16 protein-coding genes are annotated in these 15,488 nt (G+C 65.8%); 12 read left to right on the top strand and 4 right to left on the bottom strand.

Translation table 11 applies throughout. The annotated features are described in order from the left end of the window. The 3 genes from GTP41_RS06070 to GTP41_RS06060 all read right to left on the bottom strand — a co-directional run. Positions 1-1,040, bottom strand: a 1,040-nt coding sequence (locus tag GTP41_RS06070) for an ExeA family protein (RefSeq protein WP_161024666.1), incomplete at its 3' end; no start/stop codon positions are given. Positions 1,041-1,049: 9 nt separating this feature from the next. After that, positions 1,050-1,523 (bottom strand): hypothetical protein, encoded by a 474-nt coding sequence (locus GTP41_RS06065; RefSeq protein WP_161024665.1) that lies wholly within the window; start codon positions 1,521-1,523, stop codon positions 1,050-1,052. A gap of 3 nt (positions 1,524-1,526) precedes the next feature. Continuing rightward, positions 1,527-1,712 carry a hypothetical protein gene (locus GTP41_RS06060; protein WP_161024664.1) on the bottom strand — a complete coding sequence of 62 codons (186 nt, stop codon included), beginning with the start codon at positions 1,710-1,712 and terminating at the stop codon, positions 1,527-1,529. 191 nt (positions 1,713-1,903) lie between these two features. Between GTP41_RS06060 and GTP41_RS06055 the strand changes: the two genes are divergently transcribed. Beyond that, complete coding sequence (locus GTP41_RS06055) at positions 1,904-3,268, top strand: head GIN domain-containing protein (protein ID WP_161024663.1); 1,365 nt, start codon at positions 1,904-1,906, stop codon at positions 3,266-3,268. Positions 3,269-3,308: 40 nt separating this feature from the next. Here the strand turns inward: GTP41_RS06055 and GTP41_RS06050 are convergent, their stop codons facing one another. Further along, positions 3,309-3,488, bottom strand: a complete 180-nt coding sequence (locus tag GTP41_RS06050; protein ID WP_161024662.1) for a hypothetical protein — start codon at positions 3,486-3,488, stop codon at positions 3,309-3,311. Between the two features lie 35 nt (positions 3,489-3,523). On the opposite strand from GTP41_RS06050, the gene GTP41_RS06045 reads away from it, so the two are divergent. The 11 genes from GTP41_RS06045 to GTP41_RS05995 all read left to right on the top strand — a co-directional run bounded on the left by GTP41_RS06045 (position 3,524) and on the right by GTP41_RS05995 (position 15,449). Further along, positions 3,524-4,393: a glucosamine kinase nucleotide-binding domain-containing protein gene (locus GTP41_RS06045; RefSeq protein ID WP_161024661.1), complete on the top strand. Its 870-nt coding sequence runs from the start codon at positions 3,524-3,526 to the stop codon at positions 4,391-4,393. Between the two features lie 60 nt (positions 4,394-4,453). Next, entirely contained in the window at positions 4,454-5,131 is a 678-nt protein-coding gene (locus GTP41_RS06040) for a GntR family transcriptional regulator (protein ID WP_161024685.1), read from the top strand. Further along, positions 5,128-6,240 carry an N-acetylglucosamine-6-phosphate deacetylase gene (nagA, locus tag GTP41_RS06035; protein ID WP_161024660.1) on the top strand — a complete coding sequence of 371 codons (1,113 nt, stop codon included), beginning with the start codon at positions 5,128-5,130 and terminating at the stop codon, positions 6,238-6,240. Before GTP41_RS06040 ends, nagA begins: the two co-directional genes overlap by 4 nt. Next, the gene (locus tag GTP41_RS06030) at positions 6,230-7,243 is read left to right on the top strand and encodes an SIS domain-containing protein (RefSeq protein ID WP_161024659.1); all 1,014 of its coding nucleotides are present in this window, start codon (positions 6,230-6,232) and stop codon (positions 7,241-7,243) included. The genes nagA and GTP41_RS06030 overlap by 11 nt, the downstream gene beginning before the upstream one ends. A 19-nt stretch (positions 7,244-7,262) precedes the next feature. Beyond that, positions 7,263-8,525 carry an ABC transporter substrate-binding protein gene (locus GTP41_RS06025; protein ID WP_161024658.1) on the top strand — a complete coding sequence of 421 codons (1,263 nt, stop codon included), beginning with the start codon at positions 7,263-7,265 and terminating at the stop codon, positions 8,523-8,525. Then, positions 8,522-9,376, top strand: a complete 855-nt coding sequence (locus GTP41_RS06020) for a carbohydrate ABC transporter permease (protein WP_161024657.1) — start codon at positions 8,522-8,524, stop codon at positions 9,374-9,376. The genes GTP41_RS06025 and GTP41_RS06020 overlap by 4 nt, the downstream gene beginning before the upstream one ends. Further along, entirely contained in the window at positions 9,373-10,176 is an 804-nt protein-coding gene (locus tag GTP41_RS06015; protein ID WP_161024656.1) for a carbohydrate ABC transporter permease, read from the top strand. The genes GTP41_RS06020 and GTP41_RS06015 overlap by 4 nt, the downstream gene beginning before the upstream one ends. Then, positions 10,173-11,660: a beta-N-acetylhexosaminidase gene (gene nagZ, locus GTP41_RS06010; RefSeq protein ID WP_161024655.1), complete on the top strand. Its 1,488-nt coding sequence runs from the start codon at positions 10,173-10,175 to the stop codon at positions 11,658-11,660. Before GTP41_RS06015 ends, nagZ begins: the two co-directional genes overlap by 4 nt. Positions 11,661-11,669: 9 nt before the next feature. Further along, positions 11,670-12,959: an MFS transporter gene (locus tag GTP41_RS06005; protein WP_161024654.1), complete on the top strand. Its 1,290-nt coding sequence runs from the start codon at positions 11,670-11,672 to the stop codon at positions 12,957-12,959. Between the two features lies 1 nt (position 12,960). Beyond that, the gene (locus tag GTP41_RS06000) at positions 12,961-14,058 is read left to right on the top strand and encodes an ABC transporter ATP-binding protein (protein ID WP_161024653.1); all 1,098 of its coding nucleotides are present in this window, start codon (positions 12,961-12,963) and stop codon (positions 14,056-14,058) included. Positions 14,059-14,153: 95 nt separating this feature from the next. Then, positions 14,154-15,449: a tetratricopeptide repeat protein gene (locus GTP41_RS05995; RefSeq protein ID WP_161024652.1), complete on the top strand. Its 1,296-nt coding sequence runs from the start codon at positions 14,154-14,156 to the stop codon at positions 15,447-15,449. The last annotated feature ends 39 nt before the right edge of the window (positions 15,450-15,488 follow it).

Here is a 15,488-nt window from a genome sequence, read left to right as displayed (position 1 = left end):
GGTGGCGGCACGGTGTCGGGCGACGATGCGCCTGCGGCCCGCTGCACGGGGGCTGGCGACGGCGCGGTGACGGGCGACGAAGCAGCGGCGGACGGCGCGGCGCTGGCGCTGGCGGGAGCCGGGTTGGATGGCATCAACTGCCAGGCGGCAGCCGCCGTAATCGCGGCGCCGGTCAGGACGCCAGCGGCTGCAAGGCGCCACGGCCGCGCGCGCGCCGCTGGCGCGCCCTCCCCTGCAAACACCTCCTCCGCCGCGCGCCGCAAGATGGTGGCATTCACCTGCGCGCGATTTTCAACATAAGCCCCCAGCAAGGAGCGGTCGCATAAGAGGTTGATACGGCGTGGCACACCCTTGCTCAATTGATGCACGCGCCGCAGCAGACCGCGCGGGAACAGCTCCACCGCCCCGGCGCCTGCAACTGCCAGGCGGTGCTGGATATAGCTCCCCACCTCAGCCTCCGACAAAGGCCCCAGGTGATAGCGCGCAATCACGCGCTGCGCCAGTTGTTCGAGTTCAGGCCGCGCCAGTATGCCGCGCAACTCCGGCTGCCCGATCAGGATAATCTGCAGCAGCTTGCGTTCACTGGTCTCCAGGTTGGTCAGCAAACGCAGTTGTTCCAGCACATCCGACGACAGGTTCTGCGCCTCATCGATGACCAGCACGTTATTCAAGCCCGCCGCGTGCGACGACAGCAGGTAGGCATTGATCGCATCCACATACGCTTTGACGCTGTGTGCTCCCGCGCCGAGCACAATACGGAACTCATCGCACACCGACTGCAACAGTTCCGCCACCGTCAGTTTCGGATTGAAGATATAGGCTAGCCGGCAATCCGCCGGAATCTGCTCCATGAAGCAGCGGCACACCGTAGTCTTGCCCGCGCCGATCTCGCCGGTGAGCAGCACGAAGCCGCCGCCGCTGCCTACGCCATACAGCAGGTGCGCCAGCGCCTCGCGGTGCCGTTCGCTCATGAACAGGTAGCGCGGGTCCGGGGCAATCGAGAAAGGCAGCTGTTTAAGGTTGAAGTATTGCGTGTACATGGTCGGCGCTTAGCGCAGCGCAGGTGGCAAGGGCTTGAATTTGGCGCAGTATATCTTGGAGCGCGTGTTGAAATAGACGATCCGGCTGCCCGGCTTGGACTCCCGCACCGGATAGCGCGAAGCGTCGATTTTCGCATACGAGAACCCGTCCTGGCGCTGGATCGCCTTCTCCAGTTCCTCCGGCGTGGTGTCGGTCACCGCGCCGACAAAGCGGTAAGGGAAGCTTTCATCGCTGACGATCACCTCCAGCACCGGCACGCCCCACAGAATCGCTTCCTCGGTGCGGAACCAATACGCCCCGCCCTCGCGCTTGTACGGCGGCCCGAAATGCTGGCTCAGGTAATCGAAGTAGTAGCGGTTGGAGGTCTGGTCGCGGCACAGCAAGCCGTTACCCAGCACCACGCCGAAATGGGATGGCGGCGCGGCATGCGTCAGGGTGGTCGCGGCCAGCAGGCCAGCGCAAAGGAGTCGCAGTCCCGGCATCACTTACAGCTTCTGCATCCAGGCGCGGTTGGCACTGATCTTGGCTTTGGCGGCGGGAGGCAACGCTTCGTAACAGCCCGGGTATTGCTTCAAAGAACCTTCGCGGATTTCCTTCTGCAAACCATTGATCAGGAACACGTATACCGTTCCACCCTGGTCGGTCGCCTTGGTTCCTAAGTACTTGATCATAAGTCTCTCTCCTGACGAGCATTATGACATTTCAAGGGGAAAGCACAACTTTTTGGATCAAGCCGTGTGCATTTCGGCCTTGGAAAAATGCAGTTCGTTCCCCGTTTTTGCGCGTCTGTCTTTTTCCCGGCCCGGCCCGGGGCCAATTGCCCTATCGTTGCACCATCCCAACCTGGACAGTGATAATCAAAATGAAAAAGCTGATCACCTACGGCGCCGCCTTCTCCCTGATCGCCCTCGGCGTCTCGAGCCTGCACGCCACGCCCTCGGACACCGAGAAAAAAGCCGACAACACGCCGACCCGCGAAAACCGTCCGGTGACAGCCTTCAGCCGCATCGAAGTGAACGGTCCTTACAAGGTATTGGTCAACGCGCAAGGCGCGCCGGCGGTGGAGGTCAGCGGCCCGAAACGCCAGGTGGAACAGCTGGAAACCGTGGTCCAGGGCGACACCCTGCACATCCGCCCGCTGCGCCGCAACCACTGGGTCTTCAGCTTTGGCAAACAGCGCGAACCGGTGATCGTGAAGATCAGCGCCAGCGGCCTGGCCGCCCTGAGCTCCAGCGGCAGCGGCGACGTGGAACTGGAACGGGTCGACAGCCGCGAGTTCAAGCTGATCAGCACCGGCCCTGGCGACCTGAGCGTGTCGGGCAGCGCGGCCGAGCTGACCGTCAAGGCCAGCGGCAGCGGCGACCTGCACCTGCACCGCATGCGCACCACCAACCTGAACCTGGTGATGACCGGTCCGGGCGACGTGACCGCGCCGGCCATTACCGGCGACTTGAACGCGGTACTGTCCGGCTCGGGCGACCTGGAAGCCAGCGACGTGCGCGCCAACAAGATCAATGCCTCGGTCAGCGGCCCGGGCAATGTGGAGCTGCGCGGCAGCAGCCGCGACATCCGCGTCGACCTGTCCGGTTCGGGCGACCTGGAAGCATGCAGCCTGCAGGTGGAGAACGTGAGCGCCATCCTGAACGGCCCTGGCAGCGCCTGCCTGAGCGGCAATATCAAGAAATTCGACGCCGAAGTGCACGGCTCGGGCGACCTGGAGGCGCGCGGCCTGCAAACGCAGAACACCCGCGTCAGCCTGAGCGGCCCCGGCGGCATGAACCTGTCCGGCAGCAGCGCCACCCTGAATGCCGATGTCAGCGGCTCCGGCGACCTCGACGCCAAGCAGCTCAAAGTGGCCAAGGCAGTCACGCGCAGCAAGGGCCCGGGCAATATCTACCTGAGCAAGGTGAGCGACTCGCTGGATGCCGATGTGCGCGGTTCGGGCGAGCTGCAGGCCGAGCCGGAATGCAAGGAGGTGAAGGTCAGCATGAGCGGCCCCGGCGGCGTGCAACTGCGCGGCTGGACCAGCACCCTGAACGTGCAAATGTCCGGCAGCGGCAGCCTGGATGCGCGCGACATGCTGGCCAAACAGGCCGAAGTCAATGTGCGCGGCCCCGGCAATGCCACCGTGAACGTGCAAGGCAAGGTGGCGGCGCAAGGCCAGCAACTGGTTTCCGATAAACAGCGTGTGGTGACGATCGACCGTCGCGGCGCCCACACCGAATGATTGACGACATCGCTGCTGACGCCTGCGGCGCCGGCAGCGATTAGCTTTTTCCTCCCGCCCGGCCCCTGGCCGGGTTTTTTTCGTCCATACCAAAAAGCATACCATTACCCATCCACACCATGTCCTTTGCAATCAAGGACTTAAGCTCTAGTGGTGTGGTATCAATGCGAACCGAAACAATACCAGTTAAATACCTGTTGACAAGCTGGTGTGCTGCCAATATAGTCGCCACAGTCCTTTTCATCCCGTGAAAAAATGATTGAATTCCTGATAGGCGTCGATGGTGGCGGCAGCGGCACGCGGGTGCGCCTGGCGCGCGCCGATGGGCAATTGCTGGGCGAAGGCCAAGCCGGCCCGTCCGGCCTGCTGCATGGTATTAAGAATGCCTGGGCCGCTGTCGAGGAAGCGATCAGCCGCGCCTTCGCCGCCGCCGGCTTGCCGCCCGCGCCGCGCGAGCGCGTCGCCGTCGGCCTCGGCCTGGCCGGCGTCCACAATAAACAATGGGCTGCCAACTTTGTCGCCGCCAATCCCGGCTATGCCGCCGTGGCGCTGGAGACGGACGCCTTCACCACCGTGCTGGGCGCCCACGAGGGCCGGCCCGGCGCCATCATCGCGCTGGGCACTGGCAGCGTGGGCGAAATCCTGCATGCCGACGGCACCCGCCACGAAGTGGGCGGCTGGGGCTTCCCGGCCGGCGACGAGGCAAGCGGCGCCTGGATCGGGCTCAAAGCCATCAACCATATCCAGCAAGTGCTGGACCGCCGCGTGCCCGGCAGCGCCTTTGCCGACGCCGTGATCGAAGCCTGCGGCGGCAACCGCGAGCGGATCCAGGTCTGGCTGGCGAACGCCTCGCAAACCGCCTACGCCCAGCTGGCGCGCCTGGTCCTGCAGCATGCCGACAGCAACGCCACCGCGCGCGGCATCCTGGTCGAGGCGGGCCAGCAAGTGGCCTTGATCGCGCACGGCCTGGACGCCAGCGGCACCTTGCCGATCGCCCTGTGCGGCGGGCTCGGTGAGCCGATGCGCGCCTACCTGCCGCCGGCCCTGCTGCAACGCATTGTTCCACCCAAGGGCGATTCGGCCGCGGGTGGCTTACGCCTGATCCAACAACACTTGAAGGAGTAGCCCGTGCTATCCCAGTTGAGCGAGTTCCGGCCCGATCCCGACAGCGATACCCCGTTGTATATGCAGTTGGCGAACCAGCTGTCCGACGGCATCGCCAGCGGCGACTGGCGCGCCAACGAAGCGCTGCCGTCCGAACGGGTGCTGTCGGACATGCTCAACATCTCGCGGGTGACGGCGCGCAAGGCGATCGACATGCTGTGCGCACGCGGCATGCTGACGCGGCGGCGCGGTTCGGGCACCTACATCACGCCCAAGCTGGAACAGCCGCTGTCGCGCCTGACCAGTTTTTCCGAGGAGCTGCGCCAGCGCGGCTTTACCGCCGGCTCGCGCTGGCTGCAGCGCGAAATCGGCATGGCGGCGCCGATCGAACTGCTGTCGCTCGGCCTGTCGCCGAGTATGCCGGTGGCGCGCCTGAAGCGCCTGCGCACGGCGGACGAGGTGGTGATGGCGATCGAAACCTCGACCATTCCGGCCCTGTACATGCCCGACCCGGCCAACGTCAGCGGCTCCCTGTACGGCTACCTGGAAGCCACCGGCAATGTGCCGATGCGCGCGCTGCAGCACATCCGCGCCATCAACGCCAATGCCGAACAGGCGCGCCTGGCCAATATCGCGCCCGGCACCGCCATGCTGCACATCACGCGCGTGAGCTACCTGGACAACGGCGCGGCGGTGGAATTGACCCACTCCTACTGCCGCAGTGACTATTATGAATTCGTAGCGGAGTCGCGTCGATGAACGAGGCAATCAAAGGCAATATCCTGACACCGTCGGGCTGGCTGAACGGCACCATCAGCTTCGGCGAGCGCATTGCGGGCGTTGCCGGCAACAGCGCCGACCCGGCGCACAACAGCGACGACTATATCCTGCCGGGCTTTATCGACCTGCACGTGCACGGCGGCGCCGGCAAGGACGTGATGGAAGGCGGCGACAGCGTGCACGCGATTGCCGCCATTCACGCCCGCCACGGCACCACCTCCATGCTGGCCACCACCATGACCGCGCCGCCGGAAGACATCGACCTGGCGCTGGCCGCGATCGGCAAGGCCGTGCGCCAGCGCGGCAAGGGCGAGGCGCGCGTGCTGGGCGCCCACCTGGAAGGCCCGTATATCAATAGCGGCAAGCTGGGCGCGCAGCCGAACTTCGCGCGCGCCGCCTCGCTGGAAGAAGTGCACCGCCTGGAACAACTGGCGCCGCTGCGCGTGATCACCGTGGCGCCGGAGATTTCGGGCCACCTGGACCTGGTGCGCGACCTGGCCGGGCACGGCGTGCGCGTGCAGATCGGCCACACCCTCGGCTCCTACGAGGAAGGCGTGGCCGCGCTGGACCACGGCGCCACCGGCTTCACCCACCTGTTCAACGCCATGAGCGGCCTGCACCACCGCGAGCCCGGCATGGTCGGCGCGGCCCTGGCCCACGCGGAATATGCGGAGCTGATTCCGGACCTGCTGCACGTGCATCCCGGTGCGATCAAAGGCGCGCTGCGCGCCATCCCGCGCCTGTACTGCGTGACCGATTCCACCGCCGCCACCGGCATGCCGGACGGCGAGTACATGCTGGGCCGCCATATCGTGCACAAGTGCATGGGCGGCGTGCGCCTGCCCGACGGCACCCTGGCCGGCTCCACCTTGACGCTGGACCAGGCCCTGCGCAACCTGGTCGGGCTGGGCCTCGACCTGGCCGACGCCTCCCAACGAGTTTCCACCCATGCGGCCGACTACCTCGGCCTGCAGGACCGCGGCCGCCTGGCGCCCGGTGCGTATGCCGACCTGGTCGTGATGGACCGGGACCTGAAACTGAAAGCCGTTTATATCGAAGGAGAACGTTGTGACCTCAATGATGCTTAAAGAAGCCCTGTCGGCCGCCGACTGCGTGGAACAGCAGTTAGCGAACGACAGCGACCGCTACGCGGAGCTGGGCCGCAAACTGAGGAGCACACCGTTCACCTCCGCCCTGACCGTGGCGCGCGGCAGCTCGGACCACGCCTGCAACTACATCGCCTACCTGATCATGTCGCGCCTGGGCCGCGTGGTCGCCTCGCTGCCGATGTCCCTGGTCACGCTGCACAAATCGCCGCTGATCACGCGCGACACGCTGGTGGTCTCGGTCTCGCAATCGGGCCAGAGCCCGGACGTGGTGGAACCGATCCGCTACTTCCGCGACGGCGGCGCCACCACCGTGGCCCTGGTCAACGACGCCGATTCGCCGCTGGCGCACAGCGCCGAATGGGCCATGCCGCTGCGCGCTGGCAAGGAGCAATCGGTCGCCGCGACCAAGAGCTTCATCACCTCGCTGGTGGCCGGCGCACGCATGGTGGCGCACTGGCAGAACGACCCCGAATTGCTGGACGGCCTGGCCGCCCTGCCGCAAGCGCTGCGCGCCGCCTGCCAGGTGGACTGGACGCCCGCCATTGAAGTGCTGGCGCCGGCGCGCAACATCATGGTGGTGGGACGCGGCATCAGCTTCCCGGTGGCGCTGGAAGCGTCGCTGAAGTTCAAGGAAACCTCGGCCCTGCAGGCGGAAGCCTTCTCCGGCGCCGAGATCAAGCACGGCCCCATGGCCCTGATCGAAGAAGGCTACCCGCTGCTGATCTTCGCCACCCGCGGCCCGACCCAGGCCGGCCTACTGGCGTTGGCGGAAGACATGCGCGGACGCGGCGCGCGCGTGCTGCTGGCGGCGCCGGAAGACGTGGCGCAACGCGACCTGACCCTGCCGGTGGCGGCCACCCCGGACCTCGACCCGATCGTGGCGATCCAGGCCTTCTACGTGATGGCGGCCCAACTGTCCGCCGCGCGCGGCCTGGACCCGGACCGTCCACGCCACCTGAACAAAGTCACCAAAACGCATTGACCCACCGGCGCGGCCATCGATGAAGAACAGACTCCTGCTAGCTGCATTGATGGCCGTGGCCAGCGCCGCCGGCGCCGCCGCGCCGCAGCAGCACATCGAGTTCTGGACCTTCAGCATGAAGCCGCGTTTCACGCCGTACTTTGAAGGCGTGGTGCAGCGCTACCAGGCCGCCAATCCCGGCGTGCGCGTGGAATGGGTCGACTTCCCCTGGGACATTATCCAGACCAAGCTGGTGACACGCATCGTCGCCGGCAAGCCGCCCGCCCTGGTCAATCTCAATGTGCCCTGGGCCGAAGAATTCGCCCGCGACGGCTTGCTGACACCGGTCGACAGCCTGCTCGGCGCCGAACGCACGCGCTACCTGCCGAGCGCCCTGCAGGACTTGTCCTTCGGCGGCAAGACCTACGGCTTCCCCATGTACAGCAATGTCGCGGTGATCGCCTACAACCGCGAGATCTTCCAGGCCGCCGGCATTGCCCACGCACCGCGCAACCTCGACGAGCAGCTCGCCTTCGCGCGCCAGATCGCCCAGCGCACCGGCAAGGCCGGCCTGTGCCCCGCCCTGTCCAAGGTCGACGGCCTGATGCTGCAGCAAGGCCTGCCCGTGCTGGCGGGCGGCCGCGCCGTCTTCAACTCCCCCGCCCATGTCGCCTTCGTACGCAAGCTGGCCGACACCTACCGCGTCGGCGGCCTGCTGAAAGACGGCCTGTTCGCCGAAGACAATTTCCCGCCCGCCGTGGAAGCCTACAAAAGCGGCCGGCTGGGCATGCTGCTGGCGCCGCCGACAGCGCTGAAACGCATCCAGGCCGACGCGCGCGAGGTGTACGCCATCACCGGCGTCGCCCCCGCTCCGCTCGGGCCGACCGGCATTGCCGACGGCGGCTGGCTGATCCACTTCGGCGTGCCCGCGCGGGTACCGGCGAAAGACCTGCCTGGCATCGGCAAGTTCGCCCGTTTCCTCACCAGCGACGAGAACCAGCTCGAATTCGCGCGCCAGGCCAGCGTCTTCCCGGCCTCCGCGCGCGCCGCCAACGACCCCTTCTTCACCGCCGTGCCGCCCAACGCCGGCGCCGCCGAAAAAGCCGTCGCCGCCGGCGCCGTCTCCATGCCCCACTCGCGCACCATGTACGTCGCCGGCGTCGAAGACTACGACGAGCTGCGCCGCGCGTTGGTGAAAGCCGTGGAAGCCGGCGTCACCGGCCGCCAGGACATCCAGCAAGCCCTCGACGCCGCGGTGGCCATCTGGAACCGTAAGCTAAAGGCGGCGGAGGCCGCGCCATGAGCCGCGTGCCTGTTAGCCGTACGTTTGCTGCCTGGCTGTTCCTGGCGCCGGCGCTGGTGCTGCTGGCGGTCTTTGCGTTCTGGCCGGTGCTGTTCGGGTCGGTACTGGCGTTTACCGACTTCTCGCTGGTGCGGCCGACGCATTGGGTGGGCTTCGATAATTTCCGCTACATCTTCAATAACGAGATGTTCGTCACCGGGTTGAAAAATTCGCTGGTCTTCCTGCTCATCGTCCCTTGCGTCCAACTGGGCGCGCTGGGGTTGGCGGTGCTGGTGAACACGCAGCTGCCCGGTATCCGTTTGTTCCGCGCCGCCTACTATGTGCCAGTGGTGACCACCGTTTCGGTGGTGGGCATCATGTGGGGCTTCATGTTCCATGAGCATGGCGCGCTCAATTACATCCTCGGCACCCATATCGGCTGGCTGCAGGACGATACCTTTGCGCTGGCGGCCATCATGTTCGTCACGCTGTGGCGCGGACTGGGGTGGTATATGGTGATGTACCTGGCCGCCCTGCAGTCGGTGCCGCAAGAGATGCAGGAAGCGGCGATCCTGGACGGCGCCTCGCGCTGGCAGCGGTTCTGGCACATCACCGTGCCCATGCTGCGCCCGACCATCATGGTCTGCACCATCCTTTCCGTGCTGGGTGCTTTGAAGGCTTACCAGGAGGTGGACGTGCTGACCCAGGGCGGTCCGATGAACTCCACTTTCACTGCCCTGTACTACGCCTACGACCAGGGCCTGAAGCACCTCAAGCTGCCGCGCGCCCTGGCCGCCAGCTTCATCGTCTCCCTGATCTGCATCGGCATCGCCCTGCTTTGCCTGCGCTACCTGAAGCCGAAGCACCGATGAAGAAGGCCGTCCAATACTTTGTGCTGGGGGCCATTGCGCTGCTATGCATCTTCCCTTTCTGGTGGACGCTGGTGACGGCGCTCTCCACCGAGGGCAATATCTTCGCCTTCCCGCCGACGTTCTGGCCGAAAGAGCCGTCGCTGGAGAACTTCGTGGAAGTGTTCCGCGTGATCCCGATCTGGTCCTTCCTCAAGAACTCGATCCTGATCACGCTCTTCACCGTGCTGTGGAAGCTGGTGCTCTGCTCCATGGCCGCCTATCCGCTGGCGCGCCTGCATTTCAAGGGCCGCAAGCTGGTCTTCGGGCTGATCGTGGCCACCATGGTGCTGCCGTCGGAAGTCAATTTCCTGGTCAACTTCATCACGGTGACCGAACTTGGGCTGGTGGACACCTACACCGGCGTGATCCTGCCGAATGTGGTGAACGCGGTCGCCATCCTGCTGCTCAAGCAAGCTTTCGAGGAGGTACCGCAGGACCTGATCGATGCGGCCCGCGTCGATGGCGCGTCCGAGTGGACCATCTTCACCAAAATCATGCTGCCGCTGATCGCGCCCTGGCTGGCCACGGTCGGCATCCTGACCGCGGTCGAGGCATGGAACGAATACATCTGGCCGTCCATCGTCATGAGCAAGCCGGACGAATTCCCGCTGTCGGTGGGCGTGCTGTACCTGCGCGGCACCTTTGGCAGCAGCACGCGCGTCATCGCGGCGGGTACCATCATCACCATCGTGCCGACCCTGGCGGCATTCCTATTCACCCAACGTTACTTCATGCGCGGCATGGACGGAGCAGTTAAATGAGCACACAAGAACTACGAAAAATCGCGGGACAACTGATCATGATCCGCTTCCCTGGCACAGTGCTGGAGCAGGCCACGGTGGACTTCATCCGCGCCAACGGCATCCGCGGCGTGTGCCTGTTCCGCGGCAATATGACCGACTCCGTCCAGCTGGCCAAGCTCACCGCCGACCTGCGCGAAGCGATGGGCCCGAACTCGCTGATCGCCATCGACCAGGAAGGCGGCGCCGTGGTGCGTTCGACCTGGGTGCCGGCGCCGCCGGCCGCCATGGGCCTGGGCGCGGCCGATGATGCCGACCTGGCCTACCGCACCGGCGCCGCCGTGGCGCGCGCCGCCAAGTCGCTCGGCTTTAACTGGAACTTCGCGCCCGTGCTGGACCTGAACAACAATCCGGACAACCCGGTGATCGCCGAGCGCTCCTTCGGCGCCGAGCCGCAGCGCGCGGTGGAACTGGCCATGGCCTGGATGGCGGGCAGCCATGCCGAGGGCGTGGCCTGCTGCGTCAAGCACTTCCCCGGCCACGGCGACACCCACGTCGATTCGCACCGCGATCTGCCGACCGTCGACAAGGCCCTGCCGGAGCTGGACGCGCTGGAGCTGGCGCCGTTCCGCGCCGCCGCCCCGGTGGCGCCGGCCATGATGACGGCCCACATCGTCTATCCGGCCATCGACGCCGAGAATCCGGCCACCATGTCGCCCGCCATCCTGGACGGCATCCTGCGCCAGCAGTGGAACTACAAAGGCGTGATCATCACCGACGGCATGGACATGCACGCCATCGCCGGCCGTTACGGCGTCGGCAATGCCGCCGTGCGCGCGCTGGTCGCCGGCGCCGACATGGTGATGGCCCTGGGCACCACCGAAACCCAGAACGAAACCCTGGACGCGATCGCCGCCGCCCTGGCCGACGGTTCGCTGTCGCAGGCCGCCGTAGAGGAGCGCCTGGCGCGCCTGGACGCGCTGGCGCAAGCCTACCCTTGCCAGCAGCGCTCCTACAAGGAAGACGCGGCCGACCGCGTCATCATGGCCGAAGGCTGGCGCCGCAGCCTGACCGCGCGCGGCAATCCGCAACGCCCGGCCGCAGGCAGCAAGCTGCGCCTGGTGGTGCGGCAGGACGTGGTGAGTGACGGCGTGTCGGAAGCCGGTGTACCGGCAGCCGCCGTCGCCGCCTCGCTCGGCAAACTGTACGACGTGGAACTGGTCACCTTCGCCGACGCCAACACCTTCGACTGGTCGGCGCTGCCGCAGGATGGCCGCTTCACCGTGCTGGCGTCGACCTCGCGCCTGCGCTACGGCGACAACGCCCGCAACAACTGGAAGCCGGACCTGCACCTGGCGCTGTGGAACCCGTACCAGGCGCTCGACATCCAGTCGCCGGCCCTGATGACCTACGGCTTCGCCGCGCCCGCGCTGGAAGCCGTCAACGCCTGGCTGTCGGGCGAACTGGAAGCCACCGGCCGCTGCCCGGTTCCCGGCTTCGCTTAAGGAGAGACGATGGACGCCGTACGCCGCACCCCGCTGAAGTGGATTCCCACGCTGTACCTGGCGCAGGGCCTGCCCTACTTCGCCATTGCCCTGGTCTTCGGCCAGATGATGAAGAGCATGGGAATGAGCAACGCCGAAATCAGCCATTGGGCCGCGCTGCTGGGCGGCGCATGGATCTTCAAGCCGCTCTGGAGTCCCTTCCTGGAACTGGCGCCCAACAAGAAGATCGTGGTGGTTGCCCTGCAGCTGCTGGTCGGCATTTGCCTCGGCCTGGTCGGCCTGGCGCTGCAATTCCCGTTCTGGCTCACCGCCTGCGTGGTGGTGCTGTTCCTGGCGTCCGTCTCCTCCGCCACGCATGACATCTCCTGCGACGGCCTGTACATCTCCAGCCTGACCGAGAAGCAGCAGGCGCAGTACGCCGGCTGGATCGGCACCTTCTTCAACGCCGGCCGTTTCCTGGCGCAAGGCGGCTTGCTGATGCTGGCCGGCTACCTGGAAACGACCCAGGGCATCACGGCTGCCTGGACCATCGTGTTCGGCATCCTCGGCCTGACCATGTGCGCACTGGGCGGCTACAACGCCTGGGCCCTGCCGCTCAGTCCCAACACCAAGCTGGAAGACCACACCTTCGGCGGCGTCGCGCGCACCCTGAAGGAAGTGATCATCGACTACTTCCGCAAGCCCGGCATCTGGGTCTCGATCCTGTTCATCATCCTGTTCCGCGCCGGCGAGGCGCAGGTGCAGACCATCGGCCCGCTGTTCCTGCGCGAAGCGCGCGAGCTGGGCGGCCTGGGACTGAGCACCGCCGAAGTGGGCGCGGTGTACGGCACCACCGGCACCATCGCCTTCATCATCGGCTCCATCCTGGGCGGCTACTTCACCTCCTGGCTGACCCTGCGCCGCGCGATCCTGTTCCTGATCCTGGCCATGAACCTGCCGAATGCGGTGTTCTACTACCTGTCGCACGCCCTGCCGACCGACCTGACCAGCATCGGCATTGCCCTTAGCATCGAGATGTTCGGCTACGGCTTCGGCTTCGTCGGCGTCATCCTGTACATGATGCAGGTGGTCGCGCCGGGCAAGTACACCACCGCGCACTACGCGTTTTCCACCGGCGTGATGCAGCTCGGCTTCGTGCTGTTCCGCTGGGTCAGCGGCGACATCCAGATGGCGCTCGGCTACAAGACCTTCTTCGTCTGGGTCTTGCTGGCCGCCATTCCGGTCGCCATCCTGTCGCAGTTCATCCCGATGGAGTCGCGCGAAAAGAGCAAGGCCGACGCCGTGCCGGAAGCGGCCTGAGATGGCGGCAGTCTCCCTGCGCGGCATCGCCAAGCGTTACGGCGACAACCAGCCCGTCATCCGCGGCATCGACCTCGATATCGCGGATGGCGAGTTCACCGTCTTTGTCGGCCCTTCCGGCTGCGGCAAGTCCACCCTGCTGCGCATGATCGCCGGGCTGGAAGACATCAGTGAAGGCGAGCTGCATATCGGCGGCAAGCTGGCCAACCAGGTGCCGCCCGCCCAGCGCGGCCTGGCCATGGTGTTCCAGTCTTACGCCCTGTACCCGCACATGACGGTGTTTGAAAACATGGCCTTCGGCCTCAAGCTGTCCGGCATGCCGGCCGCCGAGCTGCGCGCGGCCGTCGAACGCGCCGCCGCCACGCTGCAGATCGGCCACCTGCTCGAACGCAAGCCGAAGGAACTGTCCGGCGGCCAGCGCCAGCGCGTCGCCATCGGCCGCGCCATCGTGCGCAAGCCGCAGCTGTTCCTGTTCGACGAACCGCTGTCCAACCTGGATGCCGGGCTGCGCGTGCAAATGCGCCTGGAGATCGGCCGCCTGCAGCAGGAGCTCGGCACCACCACCATCTACGTCACCCACGACCAGGTGGAAGCGATGACCCTGGGCCAGCGCATCGTCGTCTTCAACGGCGGCCGCATCGAGCAGGCGGGCACGCCGCACGCCCTGTACAACGCGCCGGCCAACCTGTTCGTGGCCGGCTTCCTCGGCTCGCCGCGCATGAATTTCATCCCGGCCGAAGTGGTGGCGCTGGGCGCCGCCCATGTGGCCGTGCTGCTGCCGGGCGGCGCGATCGTGGAAGTGGCGGCGCTGCCGGGCGACGTGCAGCGCGGCGCGCGGCTGGCGCTGGGCGTGCGTCCGGAACACCTGCAGTTGCGGCGGGAGGCTTACAATGCCGCCGAGGTCGCGGTCAGCCACGTGGAATACCTGGGCGACCAGTCGATCGTGTACGCCCGCCTGCCCGGCATGGCGGAAGCACTGGCCGCCAAAGTGGCACCGGATGCGGCACCGCCCGCGCCCGGTACCCAGGCCAGCCTGTTCCTGCCGCCCGAGCGCTGCATGCTGTTCGGCGCGGACGGCAGCGCTTTCGCCAGGGCGTGAGAAATCGTTACAATTGGCTACTTCAGAAAACCTGTCCCGTGCCGAAATTATGGGAAAATAGAAGTTTGCCTCAACCCAAACAAGGATCACCTACCATGACCCAATACCGTTTCGCACGTATCGGCTTGCTGCTGGCAGCCATTGGCCTGTCCGCTGGCCCGGCGCTGGTGCAAACCGCCCACGCGCAAGACAAAAAGGAAATCGCCGGCGCGCAGCAGGAAACCGTGCGCAAGGAAATGTACAAATTCCTGGACGGTAAAGTCCTGACCCCGCTGTTGGAAGGGAAAAAGTACGCCGAGGTGACGGCCCTGCTGGACCAGGCCGACGCCATGCAGAATAAGACCCCGTACGAGCAGTACGTCATCAACCGCACCCGCCTGGCGGTTGCATTCGGCACCAACGACCGCCCGAAACTGATCGAAATGCTGGAATACGCCACCGCGTCCGGCCGCATGGAGAAGGCGGAGAACGCGCGTTTCACCCAGGCGCTGGCGGGCTACTACCAGGAAGACAAGAACTACCCGAAAGTCATCGAAAAGCTGAGCAAGTACCATGAGCTGAGCGGCGACCCGAAAGTGCCGCGCCAGATCATGCGCATCCGCTTCGAGTCCGGCGACCACAAGGGCGTGCAGTCCGACCTGCTGAAGCAACTGGACAACGCGATCAAAACCAACCAGCCGATGAGCCGCGATGAGCTGCACATGCTGGCGGACGCGTCGCACCGCCTGAAGGACAAAGCGGCCTACCTGACCGCGCTGGAAGGCCTGGTGCGCTGGCACCCGCGCGACAGCTACTGGTCGGACATGCTGTACCGCACCCGCGGCAAGGAAAACTACTCGACCCGCTTCTCGGCCGACATCGTGCGCCTGCAGAAAGTGGCCACCACCAAGATGGAAGAGCAGGACTACGTCGAGCTGGCGGAAGTCGACCAGCTGGAAGGCCAGTTCATCGAAGGCAAGGCCGTGCTGGACGCCGGCATCGCCAACGGCACCGTCAAGATGAACGACAAGATCAAGAAGCTCAAGGCCCAGCTGGACAAGCAGGCTGCCGACGACACCAAGAGCATTGCCGCTTCCGAAGCCGCAGCGCGCAAGGCCAAGAACGGCATCGGCCTGGTCAACCTGGGCTACGCCTTCGTCACCATGGGCCAGTATGACAAGGGCATCGCCCTGATCCAGGAAGGCATCGCCAAGGGCGGCCTGAAAAACGCCGAAGACGCCAAGCTGCGCCTGGGCTACTCCTACGCCATGGCCGGCAAGAAGGAAGAAGCGATCAAGATCCTGGAAACCGTGCAGGGCGCGGACGGCCGCGCCGACCTGGCACGCTACTGGATCCTGTGGGTCAACCGTCCATACCCAGCGACTGTGGGCGAAGACGACAAGCAGGGTTAATCCTGCCGTCCTGACCGACGCACAAGCGGGAATGGCCCA

The organism is Pseudoduganella guangdongensis, from assembly GCF_009857475.1.
GTDB lineage: Bacteria > Pseudomonadota > Gammaproteobacteria > Burkholderiales > Burkholderiaceae_D > Rugamonas > Rugamonas guangdongensis.
This window is presented reverse-complemented; position numbering and strand designations above follow the sequence as displayed.